Origin of the sequence: Clostridium sp. UBA7339, from assembly GCF_002470865.1 — a bacterium.
Lineage (GTDB): Bacteria > Bacillota > Clostridia > Clostridiales > Clostridiaceae > Clostridium_J > Clostridium_J sulfidigenes.
On sequence record NZ_DKPI01000003.1, the window covers coordinates 350,415 to 368,195 of the forward strand.

Sequence of the window (17,781 nt, forward strand, 5' to 3'; positions counted from 1 at the left end):
CTAATCCCTCTTTATATTTCATATATAGGTGCAGACCTCTTTGCTTTTATTGAATAATCATCAAGGTAATCTGGTAATCTTTCCTCTATACTACATCCATCTAATGAATACCAAGTTATTTTTTCAATGACATCACACAAACTTTTGCCATGAAATACTTTGGAATTTAAAATATCCTCTAATTTAGCATAATCATAGGCTTGTAAGCCATTTGATGTTAATCCATACCAGTATACTTCTTTACCTGGATTATCTCTATCTGGCATTTTCCCAAGCCAGCAATCTTCATATTCTGTGTCATCATCAATACAAAAGTTAATTTCAATACATGAATTATACTTTACTACATCACTTTTTAGTACTGTTATTAAGTCTTGCAATTTGATTTTCGCCAACATTATCCCCCCTAATACTTGTATTCATAAGATAACCCAGCTTTGTAGTTACTACTCCGCAATTTATACATAATTAGAATAGCTCATCTAATAAAATATAGTATTTTATTTTTGCATAATCAGGTTTTATTTCTAATTCTTCAAACAACATATCTGTATATCTTGAATCAAAATCCATTAATTCACGAACACATAATGCAATATCTTGATATAGATCGCCAACTCCTGCTCGTCCCATATCTATAAAGGATGTAATATCTTTACCATCTGTAAAATAGTTGTTAAAACAATAGTCTCCATGTGTAAACACTAATTGTTCTACTGGCTTATTCCTTAGGAGATAATTAAATACATCCCTAGATGTTTCAAGGCTTTCCGTATATTTATTTCTATCCACTCTTCCTATTAAATTATGATCAATCCTGTATTTTGCTTTTTCTAATTTTTCCTCTATTCTACTGTTAAAATTACATTCTGTGATATCAACACTCTGCAATTTCTTTATACCAATAGCTGCTAAATGAACTAATCTATCTGGATTTTTTCTATATGCTTCATCTTCTAGCATCTGACCTTTTGCATTCTCTATCAGCATATAAGAAATGTCATTTTCTATCACACGATAAATCACTTTTGGTACTGATAGTTTTCCATACAACCACTGGTACATCTCATATTCTCTGATCACTTCATCATTAATCTTTTCTATCTTTAAATAATAAGATTTTTCCATATCAAAGCACTTAATTACTTTTGCTTTAGACATACCTTCTTTATCTACTTCAAAGTGCATACCTGCAAGTATTTTTTCTAACTTATTTGGTAAATACATATATTTTCCCACCAATCCTTTTTCTATATAAATATCTGGTTTTCTATATTCATTTAAATCTATCCTTGTGATTCTGTTGATCTATTTATTTTTTCATCTCTCCATAGTTTTAACAACTTTTTCATTTTTTTCTGCTATCAATAACCCAAAACGGTTTATTAGGATATTTTTTATGTAAATTCATTATAGTATGTTTACGTGTTTTAGAGAAACTCCATAAGCCTTTACAAAGACGTAAAAACTCCTTATCAAGTTTTTCTTCAAGATATTGGGGTATATCCGAACGTTTTTTACCATTTCTTGTTAATACACTAACCAAACATATGAAACGATTTATATCAAGAAATATTATTAAATCTGCTGCTTTAAATCGCAATTCCATTGTGTCAGTATGATTTCCCTCAATTATCCATTTTACCTTTGATGTAAGTTCCATTTGCTTCTTTATCCATTCTTCTCTCGGAGGTTGTTCCCAATTAGGACGCCAAAACTCAACATCAAGATGAATAAGTGGCAAACCCGTGATAACAGACAATTCTTTAGATAAAAAACTTTTTCCACTACCATTATTACCAACAATAATAATGCGATTGTATCCTAATATACTCAATACTATCACTTCCTAAAATATAAATAATTTAATACCTATTATTAATGGGGCATGTCTAAAGAAATTATTCAGTTTTATATTTCTTAATCTCCTTCGATCAATTTATTATAATTACACATAGCCTATAAAATAATTATACATGAATATAAGCAAGTATAATCTAATTCTTCAAAATATCAGTATTAATAAATTTATTAAATATTTCAATCAGAATCATTTTAATTTTAAAGTGAAATTTGCCCTCGTCATATGTAGATATTGGGAACTAATTAAGAAAGTTTGATCTTTGAAAATTGAATAGTACTTTATTGGTAAGATATGTTATAATAGTATCGAATTGTACTGGATAAATGGGAGTCATTGGGCTAGAAGTAAGGAGGATTAGTAATGAGGAAAAACGCATTATTAACTTGCTTTATATTAATTGTGTGTGCCATGATAACAGGATGTTCATCTGTAAGCAAAGATTATTCATCAAATATATCTGTAGATAATTCAGAATTAATATATGAATCGAAAGAATATCCAAACGAAAACTATGTTAGTTTGGAGAAAGATAAAGTATTTTTTGTGGTACAAGTATTTCAAAAATCAGATAATTCTATCATTGTAAATTCAAGTTCAAATTCACAGTTTTTTGATGATATGCAATATATAATTAAATATGATAAGAAGATTTCTAAATCAGATATAGATATAAAATGGTTGACTCTAATGGGTTCTGAGGATGCTACGAAAGAAAATCAAATAGCCATATCTGATATAATAATATCCTATAGCGGAGAAGTAATTAGTGAAAGAAAAATAAATTTTGTTAAGAAAGCAATAGAAATAGTTGTAGATACTGTCAAAAATTAATTGTAATGCGGGATAAGTCCCCATTTTATAGTATATAGAGGAGTAATTTCAAATAAATACAATTCATTATAATTACACATCACCTATAAAATAATTATACATGAATATAAGCAAGTGTAACCTAATTTTTCAAAATATCATTATTAATAAATTCATTAAATATTTCAAGTAGAATCATCCATCCATAAAATTTAATGGATACTTCAAAATGTGAGGTGAAGAAATCATGACAGATAAAAAAATTATAGTACAATTTACGATGCTGACATTTTGCATAGCCTATATTGTGTCAGGTGCTTTGATTATTCTTGGGCAGTTCGGATACTCGGTTTACAATTGGGTTCACTCGTTACAGCAATTCGGGATGAACATTCCTTTTGCAATCTATATTTTGTCACCCGCTATTGCTTCATATATCGTTCTCAAGAAGAATAACAAAATAGCAGATTTTAAGGAATGGTTGAAAACTGTTTTTTATTTTAAAAATAAAATTTCCCTCTATTTGTTCGTTGTTGCAGGGCTTGCACTGTATTTTTTGATACATATTGCAGTTTCAGGCCATACGGAAATGGTGCTTCCGTTTTATACGTTCTTCCTTTCTCTACCTGGGGGGCTTATTATCGGTGGCTTGGAAGAAGCTGGCTGGATGTACATATTGCAGCCTGAGCTTGACAAAGATTATGGCTTTGTTTTTTCTTCCATTTTTACAGGTATAGTTTGGATTTTTTGGCATATTCCTCTCTTTTTTATTCCGGGGACTAATCATGGAGAGGGACTCATTAACTTTTGGATGTTTGCAGTTCAACTCATGGCGTTTCGTTTTTTTAATGGAGCAATCTACAAAATATCGGGAAAAGGCTGTGTGTTTATGTGTGTATTATTCCATACCATGTTTAATGCAGCATCCCCCATCTTTGGCACCATGACTATGACTTGGTTAGGAACTGTTGTGGCAAATACTATGATTATTGTTGTTTCAATTGTAACTGTTGTGATGTACAACAAAAGTATAGTGTAATAGTACAACCCTGCATCCTTATACAAACTTTTCTTTGAAAATTGAATAGTACGGTGTTGGGAAATATGTTATAATATGGTCAAAGTAAGCGTGTTTAAATCAGTTGATAAAAAATAACGGGAGGTATTTTTATGGATTTTAGGATAATATCATTGCCACCATTCAAAGCAGCATCATCTGGGATAGATAAAGAATTTAACTTTTCCCCTGACGGTATTTTAGGAAAGTTCAATAAGTATTTTTCTGCAATTAATCTATGTGAACGAGATAGTTTTATGCCCAGAGACTTTTTATGTTTTGATGAAGAAAAACAAGGCCTAGTATGGTGGTGGGCATTGAGTGATGATATGGATGATGGCAGTAACGAAATTGTTGATTTTGAAGGCGGGTACTATGTAACTTATTTCTTCAAAGATGGAGATGAAGAAACACGTGGTAAGTTATATAATCAAGCCTTGGAATATATTAAGAATTCTGATATTTTCGAACTGGATATCCGTCAAAATCATTATGGTATGGGACATATTATTACACCACCAGAGATTATAAAAGCACAAGGATGGGCACAAATGGAAGCGTTTATACCCATTAAATTAAAATCAACCTCCAACTTGTAATGAAAGTTACAGTGAAGTAATTGAAATGTAAAGCTGTAAAAGATATAAATAGCTCACTAAAAATAAAATCAAATATTTTATGAAAATACCGTACTATTCAAAACTGAATATACGGTATTTTTAGTTCGCAATATAATTAAAATCCAATTTATTATTTTATGAAAAATCAGCAAATATTGAGTTAACCATTTAATATAATTTTTCTATTATTCTATAGATTCTATTAATCTTACAGAAGTTACCACTTTATTTAATTCGTATTCATTGTTGTTATTTAATACTTTAATTATATCTCCAGTTTCAAGTGCTGTTGACCAAAAATATCCGGGGTGATGTATTAACCTTACTTATAATTATTATAATATTCTCGCGCCAGAATACTAAAATAGAATTGATCAATACACTTATTGTAAATTGTTTAATGGAAATGTATATTTAAAAACACTAATCATATAATCTTTTTCTTGAAAATCTCCGCAATAATCAAATCCCGCTTTAGAATAATAGTTTTTTAATTTTACATTTCTAGCCCAACAGTCTAAATATAGTGTTTTTCTTAAATTTCTTGAAATCTTAAAGGCATAATTAACAATTTTAAGTCCTATATCTTTTCCTTGATACCCTGGTAATATTGCTATTCTGTAAAGATATAAATTATTGGGTTTGTTGATGTGAAGTACAGCATTAACATCCATGTCTTTTATAGAAAATGTTCCAACTATTAGCTTGTCTATTGTCATCATATAGATGTTTTTATTTTTTACGTCTATGTTTATTTCTTCAATATCCCAAGGATATGTCCATTGATTAATACTTTTTTGATGTAAGTTTAACGTTACTTTATTTAGTAACTCAACTATTATCCTTATATCATCTTCCTCTGCTAATCTAATTTCATATAACATTCTAATACCTCTTTTATATTTCATTTATAGGTGCAGACCTTTTTGCTTTTATTGCATAATCCTCAAGTAATCTGGCAATCTTTCCTCTATACTACAGTTCCTTCTTATTGAAAATTTAATATTAAAGTTATTTTTGATAAACTTTTGCATTTCCTAACAATGATAGGTTATAACCGTCAACAATTATTGCACTTTGTTGTTGTGTAGTATATACCATCTTTCCATTTTCTCTTATATATTTTTCAATACTTTTATTTTGTGAATCAGTATTTTTATAGTGTACTTCAACTGCAAAATTGTCTATACATCTTAGTCCTTTTTCATAAATAAACTCTGGATAATCTTTATCTGGAGAAATATAATACTGCGAGCATTGCATCATAGCACCAGCACTCCATCCCATTATTATTCCACTATGCTGTTCTACGGTATTAATCAATCCTAACTCCGATAGCCTACTCATTATTTTATCTGGAATCCACCTGTAAAAAAAACTATATCCGCTGAATTAATTTTTGCTTTAGCACTTTCTGAATTGTCTGTAAAGTAATTAATCAATGTTATATTATTATCATCTATTCCATAAGTGTAAAATGGAGCAGCTATATTTTTGTAATGCTCACCACTTATTTTATTATAGGATTTTTCCCACTCAGCCTCATTTTTTATCCAATCCTCATGAAAAGCAAAAGGAATCACACAAATTTTGTACTCAGGTCTAATTATATTCTTTAATGTTTTATATGCCCATGATTCGTTAAAATCTAATCCATCTAATAAAATATTCATAATACTCCCCCTCAATGAAACTTTTTAAAATTCATAATGCTTCACAATTTAATATAACCGTTTTTATTTTCTGCTACAAACATAAATTCCATTATGTATTCCTTACTAAAGAGCGTGTCAATCCACTTCTTCTTTTACCTTTTTTAATACAGAATTAATAAATTCATTCTTTGCATTTGTATATGAACCTCTATCATTAGTATACTTTGAAGCTAAATTCTTCTTTAGCCTTGAATATTCCTCAACGGCTTCCTTATTTAGCCTAAGGTAATCACGAAAATAGATGTGATTTTTCCACAGTTCTCCGTTAATTATTTCTATATGCAAATAATGAGTTCTTAAATCTTCCCTTCCTTTAGCAAACATTACACGACCTTCAATCCCTGCATTATCTCTAAATTGATATCCATTTGCTTCTAATAAGTTTCTATGCTTATCTACATCATCCAATGATTTAACTCCTACAGCAATATCTATAATTGGTTTTGAATCAAGTCCTTCTATTGATGTACTTCCTACATGTTGTATGTCTATAGCAGTTTTGCCTAACAAATGATACAATAGTTTTTCTTCTTCCTTATAAATCTCTTTCCAATTAAAGCTATATGGAACAATCTTAACGGTTCCCCTTGCTAATCCAATCATTTATTTAACCTCCTTAAAGAGATGCACTAAATATTCTAGTTTAATAGTTAAATATATCTATAGTTAAACTGGTTCATGTTTTTATATTTAAATAGGTCTCTATATGCATTTTTACCTATATTAGATAGTTAAGTATATACCTATATGTATTTTAAACTAGGTAAGGGTATAGTTTTTAAATTTTAATATCTTACATAACTTATAGACAATATATTGAATTTGTAAATTGATTAATCTAAAATAATTTTGTTTCAATTCTACTATTTAGTTCAAATAGTGCAACTTTATTACTTTCCCAATATAACTTTTTAAAAACCTCTTGATATGTCCCCCAGAAATATTCAGTATGTTCTAATGATAATTCTATATGGTTATTGTTAATATTAACTGCAAAACAATATTCAGGTATTACAAATACATTCTTATCCCAATATTGTCTACATTTCTCTGATATGCAGTTAGCAGGCACATAAAATGTAGATACTAATTGATAAAATTTATTTAAACTTTCTATACCAGACTCTTCAAATGATTCTCTCTTTGCAGCCTCTAAAGGAGTTTCATCGTCTTCAGCTCCGCCAGCAATAAATTGCCAATAATCTCCATTATTTCTCTTAAAAATACAATATAATGGGATTTCATTAACTAATTTATATGGTATTACTAATACCTGTATAGGCGCTCTCATAATATACACTTCCCTTTTACATTTATTTGTATTTAACGAATAATAAATTACATTTTTTCATTTACAACCATAAATATAATACTTATTATAGCACGATTACAATAAAATGTATGTATATGAAAAAAGCACCTCCATAAAGAGATGCTCTAAAATAAATGGCTCTGATTTTTAATCAAAGCCATTAAATTCAATATTATGCTTATACTATTCGTCTTAATATTGCTTCTCATATTCTATAAGCATAATCCTCAAGATTCTTTTGAACTTCAAATCCTTCTGGCATTTTTTATGCTAACTCAATACTTTCAATGGTTATATTCCCCTTATTCCTTTTAGTCTTCATTAAGGGCAAAAAAGTTAAAGTTAATATATCCTCTACGGTAAATTTAAAATTATTTTATTTTTCATTATTTTGTAGTAAACTATTCATAGTATAATTAATCCATAAATTGATTTTTTAGTATTTTTTTCTAATTTGAGTTATGATATTAATTATGAGGAGAGTAAGTAGATGAAAAAGAGAACAAAGATTATATTTAATGCAGAAGGAGAAAATTCAACTCAAAAGAAAGAACATGAGGAATCTATGGAAAGATGGAAAAAGGAAATACAAGAAGATAATAGATCAGATTGATTAACTTTAATATATATTGGGAGGTGTATCATGAATAAGATAGAAAATTTACTAAAAATTCGTAAAATTTCTTTGGCCTGCTTATTTTTATCTGTTCCTCTATGCTTTATAGGATGTTTTTTTCCTTTTACCTTATTTACAATTATTGGTATAGGTTTATTGCCAGTATTTATAGTATTATCTCTTTTGTTTTGGAAATGTCCTTATTGTAATTACAGGTTACCAATGAAATTTGACAAAGATAGTGATATTGATTTGGTATATCAATGTCCATATTGTAATAAGAAGTTTAATTGAAGTAAATATATATTTATAGACAATATCCAGATATGAAAGACAATATGTAAAATGAAATATAAAAACAAATGGAAGAGCAATCTTCCATTTGTTTTTTACCCCTAATATAAATTAAAATTTAAATATCTAGTCACTTTATGCCTCAATATTGTACTTTCCTAAGGCTGATTGTAAAATAAAATTCTATAAACTACAATAGTCTTTATTAGGAATTCTATTAAGAAGAGTGCTCATAAAATTCCATTCTAACAAATTCTCCATAACCAAGGGGCGTATCTTTCCTATAAGTATCTACTACATTAAACCCTGCACTTTTATAACATTTAATCGCCCTTTCATTGAAAGACCGAACTTCTAAAGCAATCTTTTTATCTGTATATATCTTCTTGCATTGTTCTTTTACTATTTCCATTAAGACCTTTCCTAATCCTTGTCCACATAGAGATGGTTTTAAACCAATTCCAATAAAAACACACTCATTTTTATCCAGTAACCTTATGTATCCACATAAGCAATTGCAATGATCAATCACAGCATTAAATTCACTCTTTCTCTTTTCTTCTATTGTAATCCCCCATTTTTCATTAGATACTTTATCCCATCCTGGATAATTATATATAGAATATATATCGTCATATTTCCAATCGCAAACTTCTTTTGCATATAGCTCTGTAAGACCTGCCAATCTCAAATTCATTTCGTACACCTCTAGAAAATTTTCCATTTACATTACAATATGATACTTTCATGAATAAATTCACCACATCCACCACAAGGTGTCATATTTAATTACTTCACAACATTTTACAATTTCTGATTTACAATCATAATTATATATACTTAGCAACTTTTGAAGCCACAAAATAGAATTTATCATAATATTATTTCACATGTTCTTACTTATTTTACACTATTGCTATTTACTCTCTGGTTTCGTGATTAACTCTATTGCTTTTTCTATAACCTCATCCTTACCCTCTGCAATTCCTTTCACAGTTTGTTTTACAGTTATGTCAGGTTTAAGACCTATTCTTTGTGTCTGGCTTCCATCCATATATGTTACTGCTAGCCCTGATATAGATGTCTGTATACACCCTGGAAGTGTAATGTCCATAATATTACCATTAGCTCCTGCAGAAGGAGTTCCTATTACCGTTGCATTTGGTGCATCCATAAAAGACATAACCATTGTCTCCAAGACGCTTTGTGTACATTCATTCATCAGTATTATTACCTTCCCATTATACTGATATCTATCTTTTACTTTTCCTAATGAGGTTCTAATAATGCCGTTATCAAATATTTTGCTAAATGTAGTTGAATCTATACCTTTGTCCAATTGTTCCGCTATGAATCCTCTTCCTGAACTATTACTGGTTGATTTGATAAATTTCCCTGGTTCGAAACTATTACTTGAATAAAATTGTTGATATTCAGAAACTTTAGGTTTTATATATTCCCCTATAGGATAATTAATAAATTTTAAATATTCACTCATTTTTACATTATCGAATCGCGCATCAATAATCAACCCTTCTGTCCCTTTAAATTTTTTCATTAATTTATCTAAATCTCCACTTTCAAGTGTAGCTATATTAATATAACCTATTTTTTTGTCTCCCATAAAGCAACTTTTCTCATCTTGGCCCAGTCTTTTTACATCATACTTGCTATTATAATAGCATGGAACATTCAAGCTTAACTTTTCACCATTTCTTATTACCTCTATTTCAGCTATTTCTTTTGTAGAACGCAAAAGGTAATAGTCAAAAGCATTTGTAAAACGATTTTTATCTGATACTGATATATATTTGTTGCACTCCTCTATTATCTTTTCTATAGTAGTTCCATCAATAGCTACCACAATATCTCCTACCTTTAAAGGGGACTTATCTTCCCTGCCAGCAATGACAATCTGACCATCTATATTAAATATTGATGCTTTTGCTTTGTATGCTCCAAAGTGTTGTTGTAGCACCTTAAAGTTATCATTAAAAAAGCCATGAGAGTCATGAATATATGTGGTAAGATTTGCAATGGATAATACATATGATTCCTTATCACCTTGAAGTGCTAACTCAGGAATCTTGTCATAAAGTACTTGATCCCAATCTTCATCCATGAGATTTTTATATGGATAGAAATATTCTATAATATTCCAATAACGAAACAACCCGAGCAATCTCATTCCTGTGTCTTCATAGTTAATAGAATTGTCCATAAAAGAATCTGAAGATACATTAACAATATCCCCTTCTTCAAAAACAGCATATCCATTGTCATTATCAGTTACTTTTACCTCTGATAAATTTTCAAGATAGTCAGCAAGGTTATTTCCAAGGACTTGTCTATTCTTTATCCATGAATATTCTACATCTAAGTATACTTTCTCTTTTACTTGACGATATAGATCTTCCTGTTCTTTACTAAGTGTATTAACCTGAAATGGAAACTGGTTTAACCATGTAGCCATGATATCTCCAGCTTCTTCCTTGGTGGTTGCCTCAAGCACTTTGGGAATAACTCTAAATAATTCTGCATCCCAATTAACATTCCCTGCTGTAATCTCTGGATGACGATACTTAGTAAATCCCCAGACCTTTGCTAAAGTATGCAAATTCTTCTGTTGAACTTCACTTAATTTTTCTATCCTAACTCCACTATCTGATGCAAATTCTGTATCTTGGGATCTTTTAAGATTCTTTTCTTTAGTTTTATCTGAACTAGTACAAGCTACAAATGTTAGACCCATAACTATAAGTATAAAACTAATTATTACTTTTTTACTAAATACATTCATTTTAACTTCTTTTTTTTTCATACTTTCCACCTACATTCTTTAGTACTTTAAAATCTTTTTCAATAAGATTTTATCTTTGATAAAGTACAAATATATACAATATTGTCTATAATATTGTAAACATACCATAAAAACACTATATCACATAGTAACTAATGTGAAAACCATTTATGGAATATATTATAATTTTTGTTAGGTGATTTGAAATATGCTCACTTAAAAAAATCAACAGTTAACTTATCATTGATGAAAAATACTCTTTAATTATATGTCTATGTGTTTCAGCGATATTTAATTTTTCTAGCTCTTGGTAAGTAAAATACTTCAATTCTTCTGATTCGTCACTGCATACCAATTTATGATTCTCTGTTAAATTTACTATATAAGCAGCAGATATTATTCTAACAATATTTCCATCTGGATATGCTGCGATTCTTGATGGGTCTGAAAACATTTTCCAAAAGAACAAAGACTCTTCTGATATTATAATTCCTGTTTCTTCATTAATTTCTCTAATTATTCCTTCTTCTAAACTTTCATCAATTTTCAAACCTCCGCCTATAAGTGCCCAACGGTTACTATCTGCTCTTTTTTCTAATAATATTTTATTATTATACTTAATAATTGCACAGGCACCTATATGGTTTGGCTTATTAGGCTTTGGTGCATTTTCATTTTTATAATAAAATTTTGCTTCAATCATATTATTCCATCCTCCAATATTTAAAATCTACAATGTTATGCACTATAACACAATTATTCATTTACAATCATAATTATAATACTTATCATTGCACATTTACAATAAAATGTACCAATATACAAAAAACACCTCTAAAAAGAGATGCTCATATCAAAGTTTATTAAATATTAATCTATAGATTTATTAATGTATTTTAAATTTGCATTCATTACTTTTATAATATCTTATAATTATATAACATACTCATTATAAGACAATTGCAATAAACTACCAATTTATTTATCCTAATTAATTCATTTCCTTAAATTACAAATCTGTATATTATTAGCTCCATTACACAAACTAAAGACGAAAGGAGGCTGTGCTATGAAAAAGTTTACCGTTATATTGTTAATTTTAATTACATTGGTATTAAGTACTTTTGCTTCTACACGTGTATTTGCTGAAAATATATTTACAGAAGGTGTTTATAAAGCAACTGATTTCAATATATCCCCAAATGAATCTTATATAGTCCAAAATGTTTCAGCAAATGATAGTGTTTTTCTTACTCTTTATGATGAAAATCAAGTTATAATACAATCTATTCGTCTTGAACCTAAGTCAGCTAAGTATAATTTAATTCCTCTTAAGCCTGACTATAGAATTGTTATAGTTGGTAACGGTCAAATATTTATTGATAAAGGGACACAATAGGGTGTCCTTTTATTGTTATAATTTCTTAATTTCTTCTATGCTAGTAAATTATTCTGCTATGCTATTAAGTTCTATTTCGTAATTAGCTAGATTTTCATAATCATTTATTATTTGCTCCAAGTATATTTTTCAGTTATTAATATGCAGTAAACTATTCAGAATGCTGAAGAGTTATAATATATTTTTTTATTTGTAAGTATAACTCTTCTAGTTATTACAATGGTAACTACCTCTTTTATATACAAAAAATAAGAAGTGCTGTCGCACCTAGAAGTAATTTTCTATTGTGTAACAGCCCTTCCAATTAATCATAATAGATTTATAATTTATTATTCAGTTTGATCAGTTACAGTTTTTGATTCATTATAGGTATCAGTCAATTGTTGCATAGGTGAATTATAAGGTTTAGCCCAACCTTTGTTTACAGCTAGTTCTGTAAGAGCAGTGTGCCCTCCAACTATTTGATTTAAACCAGAAGAATAAATGGATCTTAACTCTGGAGTACTGCTTGTTAATGTAGCATTTAGATAAGCGTCAGCTGCAGCTTTTCCAGAAGAAAGCATATTTGTAGATATAACCTCATCATTGATATTAATGTTGTTTTTAATTAGGTTTCCAACTAAATTTGCCATTCCATTATACCTCCCTTGGAACTGTTACTTGATTTTCGGTGATAAATTGTTGTAATCCTTTTATCCTACCCTCGCATGCTAGCGTGCTAGATTCACCTTGTCTTTTTAGATTTTCATCCGTTATTAGTGCATTTACTGCTCTTTGTACAATTAATCCATCTTGTTCCATCTTCAAAAGTGATGTTAAAGATAGTACTTCTGCTTCTGAAAGTTTTCTCATGTTCTTACCTCCATAATATAAATTATAAGCACTTATATTATGTGATTTTAAGAAGATTAATAACCATGTTATATCTATCCATTTCATTTTCAAATAAGTATCATTTGCTTTTTTATGAGGTAGGTTTGTTAATATAATACTTATTATAGCTCAACTACAATAAGATATATTAAAATACAAAAAGCACCTCTAAAAAGAGATGCGCAAATCAAGGTTTATTAAATACTAATCTATAGATTTATTAAATGTCTTAATAGAATCATATATTAATATAATTTCTTAATTTCTTCAAAATATGAATTATTAATTACTTTAGTTATAGCTTTACTTACGTAAGAATAATTAAAATCTTTTAAATGAATATTTCCAACATAATATTCATTTTCCCTTTCTTCTAAACAGAATAAATCATAGTACTGATTTAAGTCATTGAGCAATTCTTTCAAATCATCCATACTAGGATAACCATAAACTTCTTCAGCATCTATATTAATACTCCAATTCCTTGCTATTTGAGCGTATTTCCTAAAAACCTCTACAAATGAATTGCAATATTCATCATTTTCATTATCACTAAATATAATTTTTGATTTATCATTATTAATGATTATTGGTAATATTTCTTCTATGCTAGTAAGTTCTAGTTCGTAATTAGCTAGATTTTCATAATCTTTTATTATTTGCTTCTAGTATTCCCCTTATTTCCTAACACTATCTTCCACATCCTCATCTATGTCCTTCTAATTTAGCCTTAATATATCCCATATATATCATTGATGAACTATCAGATATTTGAGGAATCTCAAATCTACATTTCTTATAGAAATCATAATTTTCTGGAGTAGTATGCACCCACCAATTTCCATGGGGTAACTTTTCTAAACACAAGTCTATAAGTTTTTTACCTATGCCTTTTCCTCTATACTCTTCTTTCACAGCCAGGTCTTGGATTGTTGCTGTCATGACTCTATCTGATACAACCCTTACCATAGCTATCATATCTTCCTTATCCCAGACAGTGAAAACCCATGATGAATTTTTAAAGCAGATTTCATACTTTTCATCTAGCCATAATGGTTGATTTGCAGACACCCAACCAACTTCATTGTACATTTTTTTAATGATATCCCCCTTAATCCCATCTGCACCTTCTCTAATAATCAATCCTTTATAATATTGATACATTAAATCCCCCCCTAAAATTAATTTGAACACAATTTCCTAATTTTTTCATTTGCAATCATAAATATAATACCTATTATAACATTAGTACAATAAAATGTATGCAAATAAGCACCTCTATATAGAGATTCTCTAAAATAAATAGCTTTGATTTCAAATCAAAGCCATTTAATGATAAGTATACTTATTTTATAATAACTAGTTAAAAAATATAAGATCTAATTATTTTATACCTGCATCAATATGTACTTCACCGTCACCAACTATTACGATTTTATATTCAGATTTAAGAGAAACTAAATAATGTCTTGGTGATTTAGGTTCTAGATATAAGACTTGTGTTTTAATATTATTTTCATTAAAAACAATAACAGAAATACTATATGCTGATATATTTTGAACATGATAAGAACCATCTTTTGAATGATTAAAATCCGATACTTTATAAAACCCCTCTTTATACATATTTCGTGAAGATGCATAAGTTGTAATAGATGTACCAAATATAATAGTTACTAAAATTAGTAAGATCATAATAAATTTTTTCATATAATATCCACCTCTCAGTGATATTTTATGTATTATTAATAATAATATACAATTATTCACTTATATCATTTTGCACTATAAAATAGGAGCAATATAAAATGTACTCTATAAGGTGGACAAATTAAGAAGAAGGCAAGGCTTAGGTATTAACTAAACAACTTATGAAAAAATTCAAAATGAAAAGAGTGTCAATTATCCTAACTAATAATTATTATCGTTAGCTTTATGATTATCCTCTTTTTCTACCTAAGTAATAATAACCGTTTGATTTATTTCCATTCATAGTTGTATATACCACCTGATTTAAAATCAATTTATCAAATGGCTGCAAACATTGATCAATCCATTTTATATCGTGATGCCTAACTATAGCACCTTCAGGTAATTCAAATACACCATATTTTTGGTATTTATCTTGAAATAACTTATAACGTTCTATATTGCGTTCATCTGTGTTTAGTAAGAAATCATTAATATACAGAATCCCATTAGGTTTCAAAACACGCTCTATTTCTTTTAGCAATGCTGCCTGTTCTTTATCGTTAACAATACACGTTAGCACTGCAAATAAAATAACCGCATCACAACTTTCACTATCTAATTCAATATTATCTCCTTGCATTACCCTCAAATCTAAATGAGGATATTTTACATTGCCTCGTTGTATCATTTTCTCTGAGAAGTCAATTCCTATTAAATTGCTGTACCCTTCTAAATTTAGCTGTTCTAATGTTCTTCCATAACCACAACCCACATCTAGAATAATACCTTCCTTATTAACAAACTTAGCAAACTCTTCAAAGTGAAAAGGTGTTGTAAATTCTTTGTTTTCTGCGACTGTATTCCAATATTTCTTCTGTGTCATGACAAACCTCCTAGTTTCTTTTTATTGAATTATAATTTATGATGAAATATTATATAAACAACCTTTACTTAGTCTTATGTTATATAAGATTGTGTTTATAATGTCCTTAATGATTTGTTCCATTCAATATAAAAATCAACCATTGAATTATATCTTTTAGACCTATCAATATTTATGGATTTAATTACGATATCATATAGGTTTTTATTCAATTGCTTATTATTTATTAATTTCATTACCTAATTTAAGAAACTTTCAACTTAATGCAATTTATAATTGCAACTACTTTTCCATTAAGTATGCTGAACATGAAACACTAAAATCACATTGTTCATATAATTTTTTTGCACTAATGTTATCAACATCTACGTATAGCCTAATGCCTGTAGCATTCTTTTCTTGCCTTAATATCTCTGCTTTTTTCATTAATTCATAGGCAAACCCATTTCTGCGATATGAAGGATGAATCCATAATTCATCAACATAAACATGTCCAAAACCATTATATTTACCAACTTTAGGCATATAAATTAATGAAATCCAACCAACATATCGTCTTTCCACTTCAACCACATATATAAACAAATTAGGATTTGACAATTCATTTATAATACTTTGCTTAATTGCTTCTTTCAATGGTAATCTTTCACTACCGTTCATTCTCCAATATATCATATCATCAAATAATGAATAATTCCGTGCATCTATTTTCACAATTTTATAGTTCATACAATCACCCTCATATACAATATAATTAGTTATCTTTTTATCTAGTAAATCCATATTTTTTGACATTCTCATTAAAGCATTATTCACTCTTGCTTATATATCATTATCAGTCATCCTACAATTTGTCTAACATGCCTATTTTTATCTAATTATCTCTAATAATTCATTTAGGGAATTAATCTCAATAAAATTTTTGTTATTAATATGGGTATCATGTTTACGGTTTATAAAAACAGGTGTAAAACCAAATTTTTCAGCCCCCAGAACATCAGCTTCAAAGTTATCTCCAATGAAGTAAACTTGTTCTATTTCGATGGTAGTATCATACTTTTTAATATCATCAAATACAATTTTAAATAAATCTTTATGGGGCTTCCTTATCTTATAATCCGCACTGAAATGTATATTAGCAAAATATTTTTCTAAATCATATTGGTTAATGAATCTTTTCATTACATTCTTTTTAAATATGGAATTACTTAATAAATATACTGGGATTCCTAATAACTTAAGTTGCTCTAAGGTAGAAATAGTGTCATTAAACAATTCAGTAGTATTTATTTCAAGTGCACAATTAAATAAAATTTCTTCTAGGGGATAATTCACTTTAAAACCATATTTATTTTTAAAATCTAAAAGTTCATCTTCAAATGCCAGTTCTGAATTATCCTCGCTTCTTTTATCATAAAGTTCTTTCCAATATGTAGCTGCATAATCTAGAAATTCAGCTTTAACAGTGTCTTTTGATAAAATATTTTTATGTAGATAAGATAAACCCGAATTAAAATCAAATTTAATATCATGAAGCAATGTGTCAAATAAATCAAAGACAATAGCTCTAACTTTAGCCATAAAACCCCTCCGCAAATTATTATTTATCTAGCCTTGATAATATTTTTTGTATCCTAACCGTACAATCAATCTTTCTATTAACATGGTCTCTCCATGAATTAGATAAAGGAAAATTAAAAGATATCTAGGTATCGGGTCTAAATCGAAATTTAGAAGTTCCTCCACTTTTAGCATGCTTCAATCCTCCTTTTAGCTTCGTTGCTTAAATGCATTTGTATATATGCTTTTTGCACAACCATCGCTGATCGCTTTATGGTAACATATT

Annotated in this window: 25 protein-coding genes; 6 read left to right on the forward strand and 19 right to left on the reverse strand. The window is 28.5% G+C overall.

Annotated elements, in window-relative coordinates; all coding sequences use genetic code 11:
* Positions 1 to 11: 11 nt before the first annotated feature.
* The 3 genes from B2S02_RS02045 to B2S02_RS02055 form a co-directional block, all read right to left on the reverse strand.
* Positions 12 to 395, reverse strand: coding sequence for a hypothetical protein (locus B2S02_RS02045; RefSeq protein ID WP_346920187.1), 384 nt, complete (start codon positions 393 to 395; stop codon positions 12 to 14).
* A gap of 73 nt (positions 396 to 468) precedes the next feature.
* Positions 469 to 1,227, reverse strand: coding sequence for an APH(3') family aminoglycoside O-phosphotransferase (locus tag B2S02_RS02050; protein ID WP_346920188.1), 759 nt, complete (start codon positions 1,225 to 1,227; stop codon positions 469 to 471).
* A 121-nt stretch (positions 1,228 to 1,348) separates the two neighbouring features.
* Complete coding sequence (locus B2S02_RS02055; protein WP_346920189.1) at positions 1,349 to 1,837, reverse strand: topology modulation protein; 489 nt, start codon at positions 1,835 to 1,837, stop codon at positions 1,349 to 1,351.
* Between the two features lie 387 nt (positions 1,838 to 2,224).
* Here B2S02_RS02055 and B2S02_RS02060 point away from each other — a divergent pair, with 387 nt between their 5' ends.
* The 3 genes from B2S02_RS02060 to B2S02_RS02070 all read left to right on the forward strand — a co-directional run bounded on the left by B2S02_RS02060 (position 2,225) and on the right by B2S02_RS02070 (position 4,330).
* Entirely contained in the window at positions 2,225 to 2,695 is a 471-nt protein-coding gene (locus B2S02_RS02060) for a hypothetical protein (RefSeq protein ID WP_346878882.1), read from the forward strand.
* 226 nt (positions 2,696 to 2,921) lie between these two features.
* Positions 2,922 to 3,713, forward strand: a complete 792-nt coding sequence (locus tag B2S02_RS02065; RefSeq protein WP_346846813.1) for a CPBP family intramembrane glutamic endopeptidase — start codon at positions 2,922 to 2,924, stop codon at positions 3,711 to 3,713.
* Between the two features lie 131 nt (positions 3,714 to 3,844).
* Complete coding sequence (locus B2S02_RS02070; protein ID WP_346846812.1) at positions 3,845 to 4,330, forward strand: hypothetical protein; 486 nt, start codon at positions 3,845 to 3,847, stop codon at positions 4,328 to 4,330.
* Positions 4,331 to 4,734: 404 nt separating this feature from the next.
* Here B2S02_RS02070 and B2S02_RS02075 read toward each other — a convergent pair whose 3' ends face one another.
* The 5 genes from B2S02_RS02075 to B2S02_RS02095 all read right to left on the reverse strand — a co-directional run bounded on the left by B2S02_RS02075 (position 4,735) and on the right by B2S02_RS02095 (position 7,357).
* A complete protein-coding gene (locus B2S02_RS02075) occupies positions 4,735 to 5,235 on the reverse strand; it encodes a GNAT family N-acetyltransferase (RefSeq protein ID WP_346920190.1) in 501 nt (166 codons plus the stop codon).
* Between the two features lie 127 nt (positions 5,236 to 5,362).
* Entirely contained in the window at positions 5,363 to 5,698 is a 336-nt protein-coding gene (locus tag B2S02_RS02080) for a Type 1 glutamine amidotransferase-like domain-containing protein (protein WP_346920191.1), read from the reverse strand.
* Positions 5,698 to 6,024, reverse strand: coding sequence for a hypothetical protein (locus tag B2S02_RS02085; protein ID WP_346920192.1), 327 nt, complete (start codon positions 6,022 to 6,024; stop codon positions 5,698 to 5,700). The genes B2S02_RS02080 and B2S02_RS02085 overlap by 1 nt, the downstream gene beginning before the upstream one ends.
* A 117-nt stretch (positions 6,025 to 6,141) precedes the next feature.
* Positions 6,142 to 6,669 carry a GrpB family protein gene (locus tag B2S02_RS02090; RefSeq protein WP_346846809.1) on the reverse strand — a complete coding sequence of 176 codons (528 nt, stop codon included), beginning with the start codon at positions 6,667 to 6,669 and terminating at the stop codon, positions 6,142 to 6,144.
* Between the two features lie 235 nt (positions 6,670 to 6,904).
* Entirely contained in the window at positions 6,905 to 7,357 is a 453-nt protein-coding gene (locus tag B2S02_RS02095; RefSeq protein ID WP_346920193.1) for an NUDIX hydrolase, read from the reverse strand.
* A 511-nt stretch (positions 7,358 to 7,868) separates the two neighbouring features.
* Between B2S02_RS02095 and B2S02_RS02100 the strand changes: the two genes are divergently transcribed.
* Together B2S02_RS02100 and B2S02_RS02105 are read left to right on the forward strand one after the other, a co-directional pair.
* On the forward strand, positions 7,869 to 7,991 hold the full coding sequence (locus B2S02_RS02100) for a hypothetical protein (protein WP_346846807.1): 123 nt from the start codon (positions 7,869 to 7,871) through the stop codon (positions 7,989 to 7,991).
* A 30-nt stretch (positions 7,992 to 8,021) separates the two neighbouring features.
* Positions 8,022 to 8,288: a hypothetical protein gene (locus B2S02_RS02105; protein ID WP_346920194.1), complete on the forward strand. Its 267-nt coding sequence runs from the start codon at positions 8,022 to 8,024 to the stop codon at positions 8,286 to 8,288.
* A gap of 217 nt (positions 8,289 to 8,505) precedes the next feature.
* Here the strand turns inward: B2S02_RS02105 and B2S02_RS02110 are convergent, their stop codons facing one another.
* The 3 genes from B2S02_RS02110 to B2S02_RS02120 all read right to left on the reverse strand — a co-directional run bounded on the left by B2S02_RS02110 (position 8,506) and on the right by B2S02_RS02120 (position 11,791).
* On the reverse strand, positions 8,506 to 8,985 hold the full coding sequence (locus tag B2S02_RS02110) for a GNAT family N-acetyltransferase (protein WP_346893035.1): 480 nt from the start codon (positions 8,983 to 8,985) through the stop codon (positions 8,506 to 8,508).
* 219 nt (positions 8,986 to 9,204) lie between these two features.
* Positions 9,205 to 11,109, reverse strand: coding sequence for a S41 family peptidase (locus B2S02_RS02115; protein WP_346846804.1), 1,905 nt, complete (start codon positions 11,107 to 11,109; stop codon positions 9,205 to 9,207).
* Between the two features lie 211 nt (positions 11,110 to 11,320).
* A complete protein-coding gene (locus tag B2S02_RS02120) occupies positions 11,321 to 11,791 on the reverse strand; it encodes an NUDIX domain-containing protein (RefSeq protein WP_346846803.1) in 471 nt (156 codons plus the stop codon).
* 366 nt (positions 11,792 to 12,157) lie between these two features.
* Between B2S02_RS02120 and B2S02_RS02125 the strand changes: the two genes are divergently transcribed.
* Complete coding sequence (locus B2S02_RS02125; RefSeq protein WP_346876786.1) at positions 12,158 to 12,487, forward strand: hypothetical protein; 330 nt, start codon at positions 12,158 to 12,160, stop codon at positions 12,485 to 12,487.
* Positions 12,488 to 12,816: 329 nt separating this feature from the next.
* On the opposite strand, the gene B2S02_RS02130 is transcribed toward B2S02_RS02125, so the two are convergent.
* The 8 genes from B2S02_RS02130 to B2S02_RS02165 all read right to left on the reverse strand — a co-directional run bounded on the left by B2S02_RS02130 (position 12,817) and on the right by B2S02_RS02165 (position 17,516).
* A complete protein-coding gene (locus B2S02_RS02130; protein ID WP_346846801.1) occupies positions 12,817 to 13,119 on the reverse strand; it encodes a spore coat protein in 303 nt (100 codons plus the stop codon).
* A gap of 4 nt (positions 13,120 to 13,123) precedes the next feature.
* Positions 13,124 to 13,339, reverse strand: a complete 216-nt coding sequence (locus B2S02_RS02135) for a hypothetical protein (protein WP_346846800.1) — start codon at positions 13,337 to 13,339, stop codon at positions 13,124 to 13,126.
* 266 nt (positions 13,340 to 13,605) lie between these two features.
* Positions 13,606 to 13,794 carry a hypothetical protein gene (locus B2S02_RS02140; protein ID WP_346876788.1) on the reverse strand — a complete coding sequence of 63 codons (189 nt, stop codon included), beginning with the start codon at positions 13,792 to 13,794 and terminating at the stop codon, positions 13,606 to 13,608.
* A gap of 271 nt (positions 13,795 to 14,065) precedes the next feature.
* The gene (locus tag B2S02_RS02145) at positions 14,066 to 14,524 is read right to left on the reverse strand and encodes a GNAT family N-acetyltransferase (RefSeq protein ID WP_346878886.1); all 459 of its coding nucleotides are present in this window, start codon (positions 14,522 to 14,524) and stop codon (positions 14,066 to 14,068) included.
* Positions 14,525 to 14,743: 219 nt separating this feature from the next.
* Entirely contained in the window at positions 14,744 to 15,070 is a 327-nt protein-coding gene (locus tag B2S02_RS02150; protein WP_346876790.1) for a hypothetical protein, read from the reverse strand.
* 229 nt (positions 15,071 to 15,299) lie between these two features.
* The gene (locus tag B2S02_RS02155) at positions 15,300 to 15,935 is read right to left on the reverse strand and encodes a class I SAM-dependent methyltransferase (RefSeq protein ID WP_346876791.1); all 636 of its coding nucleotides are present in this window, start codon (positions 15,933 to 15,935) and stop codon (positions 15,300 to 15,302) included.
* Positions 15,936 to 16,217: 282 nt separating this feature from the next.
* Positions 16,218 to 16,730, reverse strand: coding sequence for a GNAT family N-acetyltransferase (locus tag B2S02_RS02160; RefSeq protein ID WP_346876792.1), 513 nt, complete (start codon positions 16,728 to 16,730; stop codon positions 16,218 to 16,220).
* Between the two features lie 75 nt (positions 16,731 to 16,805).
* The gene (locus B2S02_RS02165; RefSeq protein WP_346920195.1) at positions 16,806 to 17,516 is read right to left on the reverse strand and encodes an HAD family hydrolase; all 711 of its coding nucleotides are present in this window, start codon (positions 17,514 to 17,516) and stop codon (positions 16,806 to 16,808) included.
* Positions 17,517 to 17,781 lie beyond the last annotated feature (265 nt).

Bases quoted from the DNA above. Each gene is read 5' to 3' on its own strand.
- B2S02_RS02050 (WP_346920188.1), bottom strand. From the start codon at position 1,227: ATGTATTTACCAAATAAGTTAGAAAAAATACTTGCAGGTATGCACTTT.
- B2S02_RS02060 (WP_346878882.1), top strand. From the start codon at position 2,225: ATGAGGAAAAACGCATTATTAACTTGCTTTATATTAATTGTGTGTGCC.
- B2S02_RS02065 (WP_346846813.1), top strand. From the start codon at position 2,922: ATGACAGATAAAAAAATTATAGTACAATTTACGATGCTGACATTTTGC.
- B2S02_RS02070 (WP_346846812.1), top strand. From the start codon at position 3,845: ATGGATTTTAGGATAATATCATTGCCACCATTCAAAGCAGCATCATCT.
- B2S02_RS02075 (WP_346920190.1), bottom strand. From the start codon at position 5,235: ATGTTATATGAAATTAGATTAGCAGAGGAAGATGATATAAGGATAATA.
- B2S02_RS02080 (WP_346920191.1), bottom strand. From the start codon at position 5,698: ATGAGTAGGCTATCGGAGTTAGGATTGATTAATACCGTAGAACAGCAT.
- B2S02_RS02085 (WP_346920192.1), bottom strand. From the start codon at position 6,024: ATGAATATTTTATTAGATGGATTAGATTTTAACGAATCATGGGCATAT.
- B2S02_RS02090 (WP_346846809.1), bottom strand. From the start codon at position 6,669: ATGATTGGATTAGCAAGGGGAACCGTTAAGATTGTTCCATATAGCTTT.
- B2S02_RS02095 (WP_346920193.1), bottom strand. From the start codon at position 7,357: ATGAGAGCGCCTATACAGGTATTAGTAATACCATATAAATTAGTTAAT.
- B2S02_RS02100 (WP_346846807.1), top strand. From the start codon at position 7,869: ATGAAAAAGAGAACAAAGATTATATTTAATGCAGAAGGAGAAAATTCA.
- B2S02_RS02105 (WP_346920194.1), top strand. From the start codon at position 8,022: ATGAATAAGATAGAAAATTTACTAAAAATTCGTAAAATTTCTTTGGCC.
- B2S02_RS02110 (WP_346893035.1), bottom strand. From the start codon at position 8,985: ATGAATTTGAGATTGGCAGGTCTTACAGAGCTATATGCAAAAGAAGTT.
- B2S02_RS02115 (WP_346846804.1), bottom strand. From the start codon at position 11,109: ATGAAAAAAAAAGAAGTTAAAATGAATGTATTTAGTAAAAAAGTAATA.
- B2S02_RS02120 (WP_346846803.1), bottom strand. From the start codon at position 11,791: ATGATTGAAGCAAAATTTTATTATAAAAATGAAAATGCACCAAAGCCT.
- B2S02_RS02125 (WP_346876786.1), top strand. From the start codon at position 12,158: ATGAAAAAGTTTACCGTTATATTGTTAATTTTAATTACATTGGTATTA.
- B2S02_RS02130 (WP_346846801.1), bottom strand. From the start codon at position 13,119: ATGGCAAATTTAGTTGGAAACCTAATTAAAAACAACATTAATATCAAT.
- B2S02_RS02135 (WP_346846800.1), bottom strand. From the start codon at position 13,339: ATGAGAAAACTTTCAGAAGCAGAAGTACTATCTTTAACATCACTTTTG.
- B2S02_RS02140 (WP_346876788.1), bottom strand. From the start codon at position 13,794: ATGGATGATTTGAAAGAATTGCTCAATGACTTAAATCAGTACTATGAT.
- B2S02_RS02145 (WP_346878886.1), bottom strand. From the start codon at position 14,524: ATGTATCAATATTATAAAGGATTGATTATTAGAGAAGGTGCAGATGGG.
- B2S02_RS02150 (WP_346876790.1), bottom strand. From the start codon at position 15,070: ATGAAAAAATTTATTATGATCTTACTAATTTTAGTAACTATTATATTT.
- B2S02_RS02155 (WP_346876791.1), bottom strand. From the start codon at position 15,935: ATGACACAGAAGAAATATTGGAATACAGTCGCAGAAAACAAAGAATTT.
- B2S02_RS02160 (WP_346876792.1), bottom strand. From the start codon at position 16,730: ATGTCAAAAAATATGGATTTACTAGATAAAAAGATAACTAATTATATT.
- B2S02_RS02165 (WP_346920195.1), bottom strand. From the start codon at position 17,516: ATGGCTAAAGTTAGAGCTATTGTCTTTGATTTATTTGACACATTGCTT.